The sequence below is a fragment of the Halomarina pelagica genome (assembly GCF_024228315.1).
Classification (GTDB): Archaea; Halobacteriota; Halobacteria; order Halobacteriales; family Haloarculaceae; genus Halomarina; species Halomarina pelagica.
The window spans coordinates 332,496-343,986 of the sequence record NZ_CP100455.1; the positions used below are offsets into that span (position 1 = coordinate 332,496).

Here is an 11,491-nt window from a genome sequence, read left to right on the forward strand (position 1 = left end):
CCATGCGATTCGACGCTCGGGGGACGGCGCTCGTGCTGGCCCTCGTCTACGGCCTGTTCGTCGCCGCGTTCCTCGCGAGTCCGGCACCATGGTACGCCGTGCGGATCACCCTCGTCGCGTTCCTCGCGTTCGGCGTCCCGGTGTGGTACGCGGGGTACCGGTACGGCGCGTTCCGCGCGGAACGCCGCCGCACGCCGGCGGAGGGGTCGAGTTCGGGGCGTCAGTCGTGGTCCCGGGAGGGGCGAGCGTGAGCGTGATCGATCGGCTCCTGTGGCGGACCTTCGGTCGCCCGCGCGGCCTCCTGGGGCGGCTCGGCGGACGGATCCTGGCCCGGGGGAAGGGTGAAGTCACCGAGTGGGTCATCTCGGGGCTCGATCTTCGGCCGACCGATCGCGTCGTCGAGGTGGGATTCGGGCCGGGGCTCGGCGTCCGGCTCGCGGCGGCGGCCGTCCCCGAGGGGTTCGTCGCCGGCGTCGACTACTCCGAGGTGATGGTCGAGCAGGCGCGCGCGCGGAACGCGGCGGCCGTCGAGGACGGCCGCGTCGACCTCCGATACGGCTCCGCCGACGATCTGCCGTTCGCGGACGCCGCCTTCGACGGGGCGTTCTCCATCAACTCGATGCAGACGTGGCCCGACGCGGCGGCGGGCCTCCGGGAACTACACCGCGTCCTGAAGCCGGGCGGACGGCTCGCGCTCGCGTTCACGCCGGTCGCGGGCCAGTCGACGGACGAACTCCGGCCGCTGCTCTCGGAGGCGGGCTTCGGTGAGATCCGGATAGAGGAGCGGGACGGCGACGTGCGCGCGCTGGCGACGAAGTGACGGGGGGTACCTTACCTCGGTCCGCTACGAGAACGACGGGAGGACCTCCTCCTCGTACAGGTCGAAGAGGGCCTCCTGGTCGTCGCCGACCTGGTGGACGTAGACGTGATCGTAGCCGGCGTCGATCGCCCCCTGGATGCTGTCGATGTGCGGCTGCACGTCGGGACCGGTGATGGTGCTCCCCTCCGCGATGTCCTCCTCGGTGACCATCGACGTCGCCTGCTCGAAGTGGGCCGTCGTGGGGAGGATCTGGCTCAGCTCCCCCGGCAACGCCGTGTTCGGCCACCGCTCGTGCACCGTCTCGACGGCCGCCTCCTCGGTCTCGGCCACGCACGCGGAGAGCTGACAGAACCGCGGTCCCTCGCCGCCCTCCTCCTCCCACGTCTGGACGGTCTCCTGGGGTCCGACCGCCCAGAAGCCGTCGCCGAACTCGGCGGCCGTCCGCGCGGCCCGCTCGCCCACCGCCGACACGCAGATCTTCGGCGGCTCCTCGGGGAGCGTGAACAGCCGCGCGTTTTCGACGGTGTAGTGCGGCCCGCGGTGGCTGACCTGCTCGCCGGTCCAGAGCTTCCGGATGACCTCGACCGCCTCCTCGAGCATCTCCATCCTGACCGCGTGCTCGGGCCAGTGGTCGCCGAGGACGTGCTCGTTCAGGTTCTCGCCGGTCCCGACGCCGAAGAAGAACTCCCGATCCTCGAACATCGCGGCGGCCGTTGCCGCCGCCTGCGCGTAGATCGCCGGGTGCATGCGCATGATCGGGGCCGAGACGCCGACGCCGACGTCGACCTCCTCGGTCGCGTGGGCGACGCCGCCGAGCGTCCCCCAGACGAACGGCGAGTGCCCCTGCGCGCTGACCCACGGGTGGTAGTGATCGGAGATAGAGAGGAAGTCGAACCCCGCCTCCTCCGCCCGCCCCGCGTGCTCCACGAGGTCGTTCGGGCCGTGCTCCTCGCTCGAAAGGGTGTAGCCGATCTCGGTCATGGTTGGGTACCGTCGGCGGTCCGCGCCGACCGTTCCTCGGTGGTTCCCTCGATCGACGGGTAAGTCTACTGCTGGCGTGTGAATGGCCGTCGGGGCGCGACCCCCGCGGTTCGCCCGGCCCCCCGCGGAAGGTTCAAGCGCGCGACCGACCGACCTCGATACGACCCGACTGTCCCATGACGCACCTTCAGTCGCCCCTGAGACGCCGAGTACGGGAGTGCATCCTCGAGCCGGCGGTCAGGTTGGTCCTCCTTCCCGATCGCGCGCGCCGGGTGGCGGCAGTCGACGTGGAGCCGACGCCGTACGACGTCGTCTACGAGGAGAACAAACTCGCCCTCCGTCGCTACCGGCCCGAGACGCGGCGGCACGACGTCCCGATCGTGATCGCCTATGCGTTCATCAACACACCGGCGATCCTCGATCTGGAACCCGAGCGGAGCGTTGTCCGGCGGTTCCTCGAACGCGGCTTCGAGGTCTACCTGATCGACTGGGGCTTTCCGTCGCGACTGGACGCCTCGCTGACCCTCGACGACTACGTCGGCCGCTACCTCGCGAACTGCGTCGACGCCGCCCGCGATCGCTCGGGGAGCGACGCGGTCCACCTCCTCGGGTACTCGACGGGCGCGCCGCTGGTCGCCGCGTACGCCGCGCTGCACCCGGAGGACGTTCGGACGCTGTCGTTGCTGGGTCCGCCGCTCGACTTCGACGCCGAGGGGGGGATGTTCGACTTCGGTGAGATCGCGGGGCGGCACGATCCCGAACGCCTCGTCGACGTATTCGGAAACGTACCCGCGCCCCTGCTCGACGCCGCCTTCTCGCTACGCAAGCCGGTCGAGTACGCCGTTACGAACCCGCTCCACCTCTGGGAGCACGTCGAGGACGAGCGGTACGTCGAGCACTACGCGCGGCGGGCGAAGTGGGCGTTCGACGGTCCCGACCTGGCCGGCGCGACCTACCGGGGGTTCGTCGAAGAACTGCTCGAACGGAACGCGCTGATCGAGGGCGAACTGACGGTGTTCGGCGAACCCGTCCGACCGGACGAGATCGACGCGCCCGTCCTGCTGATCGTCGGGCGGGACGACGCGTTCGTCCCGCTGGACGCGAGCCTCCCGTTTCTCGACGTCGTCCCGAGCGACGACACCGACGTCGTCGAGTTCCCGACGGGGCACGTGGGGCTGTCGGTCGCTCCCGAGGCGCACGTCTCGGGGTGGCCGCGGGTCTGTGACTGGCTCGAGGCGCGCTCCTGATGGCGGGCCGAGCAAGGACTCGCCGGGGTGTCCCTTATGTAGGTCTACCGTTTACCCGGAGACGGGATCCCGAATGAACTTCGACGAGTTCACCGGACAGGTTCAGAATCGGCTCGAGCTACCGGGGACCGGGGAGTCCGTCCGCGCGATCCGGGCGACGCTCACGACGCTCGGCGAGCGCCTCCAGGCGGGCGAGGCCGAGGACCTCGCCGGGCCGCTCCCGATGGAGATCGACCGATACCTCCTGGAGGCGGAGTCGGGTCAGCGGTTCGACTACGACGAGTTCGTCGACCGCGTCTGGGAGCGCGAGAACATGACCGACCCGAACGACAGGGCGGACGCCGCATACCACGCCCAGGCGATACTGGACGTGGTGAGCGAGGCCGTCCCGCCGGGGGAACTCGAGCAGGTCCGCGACCAGCTTCCGGAGGACTTCGACGACCTGTTCGAACTGGTCGACGCCGACGCGAGGTAGCGACGGTCCGATCGGCGGCGAGGTCCGTCGGTCGATCGACCGGGGAGGCGGCCGTTTTCCCCACTCGCGGCGGGACGTCCCGCGGGCGTCGAATCGCGCAGCGATCGAATCGAGAGGACCGAGACCTATGGACGCAGAGTCCGAACCCGAGATCAGCGACGCGGTGTACAAGTCGCCCGACTACGGGCCGGTCCAGGGGTGGGTAGTGCGGGCGAAGCAGTGGGTCCTGCTCACCGCGAACCGGTGGGTCGTCTCGGGCGTCCTGACGGCCGCGGTCTTCGCGCTCACCGTGCTCGTCGGTGCGCTGGGTCCCGCGTCGGTTCGCGACTTCCTGGTCGACGGCGTCTCGCCGTCGTCGGTGCTCGTCGAGTTGCTCAAGGCGATCGTCTCGCTCGTGACGATCGTTCTCTCGATCAACCAGCTCGTCCTCTCGCCGGAACTCGGTCCCGTGAGTTCCCAGCGCGATCAGATCGAGGACACCATGTCGCTCCGGAGGCACGCGGAGCACGTCATCGACTCGGCCGTCGCGTCGTCGTCGCCCGGGCGATTCCTCCACGGGCTCCTGGCGGCGGTCGCCGAGCAGGCGGCGGCGCTTCCGGAGCGCGTCCGTCGCGACGGCGAGGTCCGCCGCGACCTCCGGCAGTACGCGGACGACGTCGAGAGCGACGCCGAGGACGTGACGGGCGACCTTGAGGGCGCGCGGTTCGGGAAGTTCGAGGTCGTCCCCGCGGTCATGCGCTTCGACGTGTCGGAGAAGATCCGGCGAGCGCGACGGATCGGGAAGGAACACGGCGACGACCTCTCGGCCGCCGAACGGGAGGCGATCGAGGAGATGGTCGATCGGCTCGAACTGTTCGCCACCGCGCGCGCCTACCTGAAGACGATCTACCTCCGTTCTGAGTTCATCAACTTCTCGCGGGCGCTCCTGTACGTCGGGCCGCCGTCGCTGCTGCTCACCCTCTATGCGACCCTGCTCTACGCCCCCGACGTGTTCCCGGGCGAGATGCTCGGCGTCGAGAACCGTCTGTGGTTCGTCAGCGCGGCGATCACGGTCGCGCTCGCGCCGTTCGCCGTCCTGATCGCCTACGCCGCCCGCCTCGCGACGCTCTCTCAGTCCACGCTGTTCGTCGGCCCGTTCGTCGCCGGCCGCGACGACGGGTCCGACGGGGGCGACGACGGCGGGAACGACGGCGGCGGGAACGACGGCGGCGGGAACGACGCCGGCGGGAGCGGACGGTGACCGCTCGCCTCGCCGTCGCCGCCGTCGAGGCGCGCCGATCGTCGAGGGGGAACGCGTGAGCGTTATACGCGCTGAGCCAGTGGGTCCACCCACTACCCATGGCGACAATCGTCAGCGCGTCGATACCGGCGGAGGAGTTCGCCCTCTACAGCACGCTCTCGGCGCTTCCCGAGGTCGAGTTCGAGACCGAACAGATCGTCGAGACCGGCGAGGACATCGTGATGCCGCTCATGTGGGCCCGGGGGGCGGACCACGAGACGATGCGGGAAGCCATCGAGGAGGACCCGAGCGTCGACAACCTGGCGCTGCTGGCCGACTTCGACAGCGAGAGCCTCTATCAGATGGACTGGGTCGACCAGGTGCAACTCGTGATCCACATGGTCACGAACTCGCGGGCGACGGTCATGGACGCGCGGAGCGCCGGTCAGTGCTGGGAGTTCAGGATCATGTATCCGACCCGCGAGTCGCTCTCGAAGACGAACGATTTCTGTCAGGAGAACGATCTCTCGTTCGAGGTGCGGTCGATCCAGGACATGGGCGGGGAACCCGCGACGCTCTACGGTCTCACCGACGAGCAGTACCGGGCGCTCACCCTGGCCTGCGAGCGCGGTTACTACGACGTCCCGAAGCGGGTCGAGCTGAACGACCTCGCCGAGGAGATCGGTCTCTCCCACCAGGCGCTCTCAGAGCGGTTGCGCCGCGGCAATCGGGCGCTCATCCGACACTCGCTCCGCATCGGCGACCAGCCCGAAGCCGAGGGCAGTCGCTGACCCGGCCGATGTCTCTCCCGTCTCTCCTCTCCTTCTCCCTCCGGTTTCGTTCCTCGCGCCCACTCGCCGTCCGCCCCGGCTCTCGCCCGCACGCGTCCGACCGACGGACGGGTGCGACCGCGTCGCCGGAGCGGACGGTGGAGATCTGACGGCCGCTACGACGCCCCTTCGCCGTCCCGTTCGGCGGCGTTGGCGTCCGACCTCCCGGGCTCGACGTCCGTCGCGTGCCCGATGACGAGCGCGTTCTCGACGAGGTTCCTGTACCCGCGGTGCAGTCGCTGTGAGACCGCCTGCGAACTGATCCCCAGGGCGTCCGCCAGGTCCTCCAGCGTGCTGTTCTGCGGGATGTCGTAGTACCCGTGGGTGTAGGCGGTCAGGAGCGCCCGGTGCTGGCGCTCGGTGAGTCCGAACTGGCTCCCCCGCCCCTCGTTCAGGTCGGATACCGCCTCGACATCGAAGGTGAGCCCCTCCGCCGTGCAGTAGTCGTACGTCGCGGACAGGGCCTCGCGCTGGGGGAACAGGATCCGCAGGTGCCAGCCGTCGGCTCGTCCCGACGCGCTCAACACGGTCCCGTCCTGCTCCACCAGCGCGTGGATGACCGCCCTGATGTTCGCCACCCAGTCCATCCGGTAGAGTCGCTCCTCCGCGAGGTCGGCGAGCAACTGGACGTTGTCGACGGAGGGATCGACGCTCAGCGCCTCCTCCAGGTCGTCGAAGTCGGTCGTCTGCGCCCAGAGGAGGGGGAGCACCCGGTCGGCGTCGTGGGCGACCAGCCGGACGGTCTCGAACTCCACGTCCGGGACCGACCGCAGCGTCCGGGCGAGCGCGAACTCCTCCGACGGCAGCCGAACTTCGGCGATCGTACTCATGCCCGTACTCACCCCGCCGAATCGGATATACCCTCTGCCCCGCGGCGCTGGCGGCCGTCGTCGTTCGCCGCGTCGAACCGCTCGGTGGCCTCCAGACGCCCGACGGAACCCGGACGCGCGACCGTCGCTGTTCCGTTCTACCTTCGGGACAGAACGCCATCGTAATAACGAGTACAGTCGGTAAAAACGACTTGAATATCCCTGCCACAGCCCCCTCACGATCCCTCGCGTACACGGACGCAATGGTGAGACATGGGTGAGTTGAAGCTGAAGGAGGCGATCGCGATGGCCCTCGGCGGGATGATCGGGGGCGGCATCTACTCCGCCTTCGGTATCGTGGTCGCCATCGCCGGGAAGGCCGCCTGGGTGGCGTTTCTCGTCGCCGGATCGGTCGCGATGTGCGCCGGCTACAGCTACGTCAAGTTGAACGAGCTGACCGAGCACCGGGGCGGCGCGCCGACGTACCTGGAGGACATCGTGGACCAGTCGACGATCGCGGGCATGACCGGCTGGACGCTGCTGTTCGGCTACATCGGGTCGATGGCGCTGTACGCCTACGCGTTCGCCTCGTTCTTCTCGGAGCTGATCGGCCGCCTGCACTTCATGGGGATCCCCGTCCCGAACACCGTCTCGGTGCTCCTCATCGCGGCGTTCGTCGGCCTCAACCTCGTCGGCGTCTCCGAGACCGGCAAGGCCGAGGACGTCCTCACGTTCTTCAAGGTCGCGGTCATCGGGATCTTCGGCGTGTGGGGGGTCTGGTACGCGTTCTCGGGCGAGATGTTGACGTTCGGGTTCTCCGAGGTCACCGGCGTGAGCCCCCTGATGGCGGCCGCCATGTCGTTCGTCGCCTTTCAGGGGTGGCAGCTGCTGATGTACGACCAGTCCCAGTTCGAGGACCCGGTCGAGACCATCCGGAAGGCCATCTACGTCTCGATCCCGGCGGCCACGGTGCTGTACATCCTGGTCGCGTTCACGACCGTCAGCGTCCTCGAACTGTCGGTCATCGCCGTCTCGCCGGAGGTGTCGCTGCTGTACGCGGCGCTCCCGTTTATGGGTCGGATCGGCGCGTTCATCATCGGGCTGTCGGCGCTGTTCTCGACCGCGAGCGCCGTGAACGCGACGCTGTTCAGCGGCGCGCAGTTCTCCCGCGACCTCATCAACCGCGGCCTCCTCCCCGACCGGTTCAACACGGGCACCGACGGGGGGATCCCGTCGACGCTCGTGGTCGTCCTCGGGGCGCTCTCCGCCGCCTTCGCGGTCTACGGGAGCCTGTCGAGCATCACGTCGTTCTCGTCGCTGGCGTTCATCGCCGTCTTCGGCGGGATGAGCTACCTCGCGTTCAGGGAGCGCTCGGAGATCGACGACCTCGTCGTGCCGATCCCCGTGATCGGCGTGCTGGGGTCCGCGCTGTTCTTCCCGCTCCTGCTGTACGATCTCTACATCCGCAATCCGGGGACGCTTTACCTGGTGATCCTCATCAGCGTCTTCGTCGTCGGTATGGAACTGGTGTACTTCAAGGGCGAGCCGATCAAGGACGCGATCCCCGACCTGCGGGGTGACGATTCGTGACGAACGAACGACTACCTCCCACGGAGATCAGTCGACGCGACGCCCTGCGAACGCTCGGCGGCGTCGCCGGAACCGCGACCCTCGCGGGCTGTACGAGCGTCCTCGGGGGCACCGACTCGGGGACGACCATGCGGTACGCGCAGGTCCTCGCGCCGCTCGAACTGGACCCGATCGTCGTCGACGACCCCTGGTCGGCCGGGGCGGCGTCGATGGTGTTCGAGGGGCTGTACACGTACGACTACGACCTAAACCTCGTGCCCGTCCTCGCGGCGTCGAAGCCCGCGGTCGGCGACGACGGGAAGACGTACACGGTCGAACTGGTCGAGGGGGCGACGTTCCAGGACGGCAGCCGCGTGACCGCCGAGGACGTCAGGTACTCCTTCGAACCGGCGACCTACGAGGCGGTCCGCTCGCCGAACGTCTGGCAGGTGTCGATGATCGAGGGGATCGCGACGCCCGACGAGCGGACCGTCGAGTTCACCCTGAAGTACCCGTACCCGGCGTTCGAGCGCGTGCTGACGCGGGGCGTCGTTCCGAAGTCGGTGCGCCGGGGGAGCCCCGAGACCTTCGGCACGGAGGACCCCGTCGGGTCCGGACCGTACCGGCCGGAGATCTTCAAGCCGGGGAAGTACGTCGTGTTCTCGGCGTGGGAGGACTACTGGGGGCCGGTGCAACCCGCGATCGAGACGGTGAAGGTGGTCCCGAACCACGCCGGTCTCGCGCGGTCGATGAGCCTGCGGACGAACCAGAACGATATCGTCGAGCGCGTCCACCCGAAGCTCTGGCGGGTGACGGAGGGGATGCCGAACACGCGGGTCGTCTCGACGGACAGCTACCACTCCCACTTCGTCGCGTTCAACTGCAGCGACGAACCGACGTCGCGGCCGAAGGTCCGGGAGGCCGTGGACTACCTGTTCTCGATGGACGAGTTCGCGAAGCACGTCGTCGGGCGGGCCGGTCGTCGGCAGTACAGCCCGCTCCCCCGGCAACTCGCCCGGGCGTGGGACATGCCGCTCGAGGAGTGGCGGGCGATCCCCCACCGGAAGAACCACGAGAAGGCGCGCGTCCTGCTCGAGGAGGCGGGCGTCGGCTCCTGGAGTCCCAACGTCGCCGTGCCGGCGACGAAGAGTTCGGGCGACAAGATGCGCGAGAAACTCGCCGAGACGATCGTCCACGGGCTCCGCGAACTCGGGTTCCGGAAGGCGCGCGTGAAGACCTACCCCTGGAGGACATTCCGCGAGAAGGTGCTGTCCGGCAACGCCGACGACTACGCGATGTACGTCGGCTCGTGGCCGGGCTATCCCGACCCGGATACGTTCCTCTACCCGCTCTTTCACCGCGACATGGAGGGGCTCACGAACGGGACGTACTACAGCAACGAGCGGGTGATGCGGCGGATCGACGCCGCGCGAAAGACCGACGACCGACGCGAGCGCGCGCGGTCGTACGAGGACGCGATCACGACCCTGCTCGAGGACCGCGTCCACCTCCCGGCGTACACCCTGGCGAACAGTTTCGGCGTCAAGGACCGCGTGAAGGGGTTCGAGCCGCATCCACTCTCCCAGTTCAACCCCCGGTTCGTCGGCCCGAACGGGTCGGTCTCGCTGCGCGAGTGACTTCGGACCGACGGACCGTCGCGTCCGACTCGCCGGAACGCACCGGACGCTCGATCGCCGGCGACGCCTCGCGGGACGCGCTCGCCAACGCCCCGACGCGCGCTCGGAACGCCCTGGCGTCGTCGGGTGGTTAACGAGATAGTATAACTATTCAGTAACACTATTTAGTATTAATATTCAGTGCCACCAGATAGTGTCGATGTTCAGTGCTACGACTTATTTAGACAGACTCGTCTGACTAGTCTTTATTATCGTACGGTCGATGACGTCGGGTAGATGCTCACGTACACGACCTACTCCGAGGCGGGCGGCGTCGGGAAGACGACCATCTCGGCGAACTGCGCGGTCGCCCACGCGCGGGCGGGGTACGACGTGCTCGTCGTGGACATGGACCCGCAGGACGGGAGCCTCAGCTACCTCCTCGACGTCGACGACGAGCGGGCGACCGGCGGTGCCGACAACCTCGTCCGACACATGATCGGGCGGCCGCAGGGTCCGTTCGCGGACCTCGTCCGCGAAACCGAACACGGCGTGGACGTGGTGCCCTCGCACAACATGCTCGAGCGGCTCACGGAACTGCTCATGAAGACGGCCGACCTCGAGGAGGACACCCACCCCGACCCCGACTACGTCTACCCGATGCACGAGCAGCTCCTCCGCGTGATCCGGGAGGCGGACGTGCCGTCGCGGTACGACGTGCTCGTCGTCGACCCGCCCGCGACGGCCGGCCCGCACCTCTACAACGCGCTCTTCGCGACGCGAAACCTGGTCATCCCGCTCGAACTCTCCGGGAAGGGCGAACAGTCGGTCGCCGGGTTGCAGGACCTCGTCGACGGTCTCGAGGCGGAACTCGGGATCAACATCGGCGTGCTCGCGGCGATCCCGAACGGGGTGAAGGGGACCTCCGATCAGGAGTCCTACCTCGCGGAACTCGAGGAGCTCGGCTTCGACGTGCCGGTCGTCGTCCGCGACCGCACGTCGCTCATGGAGGGCTGCTGGCGACGGCAGTGCTCGGCGTTCACCTACGTCGAGCGACACCGTAAGCGCAAGCGCGACTACGAACTCGAGACGCTCTCGCAGTTCGAGACGCTCGCCGAGCACCTGGTCGCGCAGGTCGGGCTGAACGCCCCCGAGCAGCCGCGCGCCGAGGTCGACGCATGAAGCCCGGCGCGGGTGACGACCCGTTCGCGGACGACGCGGACGCCGAACGGCCGAACGCCGAAGGGGCGGACGGGAGGGAGGGGGCGGAACCGGACGAGTCGAGCGAACCGTCGACCGCGTCGCCCGTCGATAAACCGTCCACGACGATACCGTCTTCGGACGACCGGCCCGAATCGGAGACGGCACCGGCGGCATCGCCGGGGACCGACGGATCGCCCACCGTGGCGGAACTCGACATCCCGTGGGTCCTCCGCCGGAGTTCCGTGAAGAGCGACCGCGACAACGTCCACCAGTTCTTCCTCCGGGACGACACGGCGCGCGGCGAGCGGGAACTCCGGTCCGAGGTCGAGCGCCTCCTCGGGAAGGAGGTCTCGAAGCTCGACCTCCGGGAGGCCGCCTACCTCGTCGCGATGGACCACCCCGAGGAGGTCGCCGCGACCCTCCGGTCGTGGGGGTACGACTACCTGGAGTGATCGCGTGGCCTACGGGAAGACCCGCGACGGTCCCGGAACGAGGCCGAAGTACCCCGCGAGGATGTAGACGCCGAAGACGAACGCCAGGAGGACGATGAGCGCGAGGTAGTACGTGTACATTCCGCTGACGGTGGTCAGGCTCGGTATCTCCATGTCTGCATCGTGGCACCTCTCGGGCTTAAACCGAAGGAGTGTACCCGACGCCCGTGACGGTCGCCCCGCCGTGAGGGTATCCGCCGCGTTCCCGTCGGTCACCCGGATCGTTACGTC

The 11,491-nt window shown here is 68.6% G+C and carries 13 protein-coding genes; 10 read left to right on the plus strand and 3 right to left on the minus strand.

Annotated elements, in window-relative coordinates; genetic code table 11:
• Positions 1 to 2: 2 nt before the first annotated feature.
• Positions 3 to 251 carry a hypothetical protein gene (locus NKI68_RS20095; RefSeq protein ID WP_254546529.1) on the plus strand — a complete coding sequence of 83 codons (249 nt, stop codon included), beginning with the start codon at positions 3 to 5 and terminating at the stop codon, positions 249 to 251.
• Positions 248 to 820 carry a class I SAM-dependent methyltransferase gene (locus tag NKI68_RS20100; protein WP_254546530.1) on the plus strand — a complete coding sequence of 191 codons (573 nt, stop codon included), beginning with the start codon at positions 248 to 250 and terminating at the stop codon, positions 818 to 820. Before NKI68_RS20095 ends, NKI68_RS20100 begins: the two co-directional genes overlap by 4 nt.
• 24 nt (positions 821 to 844) lie before the next feature.
• Here the strand turns inward: NKI68_RS20100 and NKI68_RS20105 are convergent, their stop codons facing one another.
• A complete protein-coding gene (locus NKI68_RS20105; protein WP_254546531.1) occupies positions 845 to 1,801 on the minus strand; it encodes a TIGR03557 family F420-dependent LLM class oxidoreductase in 957 nt (318 codons plus the stop codon).
• A gap of 272 nt (positions 1,802 to 2,073) precedes the next feature.
• Between NKI68_RS20105 and NKI68_RS20110 the strand changes: the two genes are divergently transcribed.
• The 4 genes from NKI68_RS20110 (at position 2,074) to NKI68_RS20125 (ending at position 5,533) form a co-directional block, all read left to right on the plus strand.
• Positions 2,074 to 3,048, plus strand: coding sequence for an alpha/beta fold hydrolase (locus NKI68_RS20110; protein WP_254546532.1), 975 nt, complete (start codon positions 2,074 to 2,076; stop codon positions 3,046 to 3,048).
• Between the two features lie 73 nt (positions 3,049 to 3,121).
• Positions 3,122 to 3,523 (plus strand): DUF2267 domain-containing protein, encoded by a 402-nt coding sequence (locus NKI68_RS20115; RefSeq protein ID WP_254546533.1) that lies wholly within the window; start codon positions 3,122 to 3,124, stop codon positions 3,521 to 3,523.
• Positions 3,524 to 3,650: 127 nt separating this feature from the next.
• A complete protein-coding gene (locus NKI68_RS20120; RefSeq protein WP_254546534.1) occupies positions 3,651 to 4,763 on the plus strand; it encodes a DUF7972 family membrane protein in 1,113 nt (370 codons plus the stop codon).
• Between the two features lie 98 nt (positions 4,764 to 4,861).
• A complete protein-coding gene (locus NKI68_RS20125) occupies positions 4,862 to 5,533 on the plus strand; it encodes a helix-turn-helix domain-containing protein (RefSeq protein WP_254546535.1) in 672 nt (223 codons plus the stop codon).
• 155 nt (positions 5,534 to 5,688) lie between these two features.
• Here NKI68_RS20125 and NKI68_RS20130 read toward each other — a convergent pair whose 3' ends face one another.
• A complete protein-coding gene (locus NKI68_RS20130) occupies positions 5,689 to 6,402 on the minus strand; it encodes a helix-turn-helix domain-containing protein (protein WP_254546536.1) in 714 nt (237 codons plus the stop codon).
• 252 nt (positions 6,403 to 6,654) lie between these two features.
• Here NKI68_RS20130 and NKI68_RS20135 point away from each other — a divergent pair, with 252 nt between their 5' ends.
• From NKI68_RS20135 to NKI68_RS20150, 4 genes are all read left to right on the plus strand, one after another.
• On the plus strand, positions 6,655 to 7,971 hold the full coding sequence (locus NKI68_RS20135) for an APC family permease (protein WP_254546537.1): 1,317 nt from the start codon (positions 6,655 to 6,657) through the stop codon (positions 7,969 to 7,971).
• Complete coding sequence (locus NKI68_RS20140) at positions 7,968 to 9,587, plus strand: ABC transporter substrate-binding protein (protein ID WP_254546538.1); 1,620 nt, start codon at positions 7,968 to 7,970, stop codon at positions 9,585 to 9,587. Before NKI68_RS20135 ends, NKI68_RS20140 begins: the two co-directional genes overlap by 4 nt.
• 276 nt (positions 9,588 to 9,863) lie before the next feature.
• The gene (locus tag NKI68_RS20145; RefSeq protein WP_254546539.1) at positions 9,864 to 10,748 is read left to right on the plus strand and encodes a ParA family protein; all 885 of its coding nucleotides are present in this window, start codon (positions 9,864 to 9,866) and stop codon (positions 10,746 to 10,748) included.
• Positions 10,745 to 11,221 carry a DUF7970 domain-containing protein gene (locus tag NKI68_RS20150; protein ID WP_254546540.1) on the plus strand — a complete coding sequence of 159 codons (477 nt, stop codon included), beginning with the start codon at positions 10,745 to 10,747 and terminating at the stop codon, positions 11,219 to 11,221. Before NKI68_RS20145 ends, NKI68_RS20150 begins: the two co-directional genes overlap by 4 nt.
• 9 nt (positions 11,222 to 11,230) lie before the next feature.
• On the opposite strand, the gene NKI68_RS20155 is transcribed toward NKI68_RS20150, so the two are convergent.
• Positions 11,231 to 11,374 (minus strand): hypothetical protein, encoded by a 144-nt coding sequence (locus NKI68_RS20155; RefSeq protein ID WP_254546541.1) that lies wholly within the window; start codon positions 11,372 to 11,374, stop codon positions 11,231 to 11,233.
• Positions 11,375 to 11,491 lie beyond the last annotated feature (117 nt).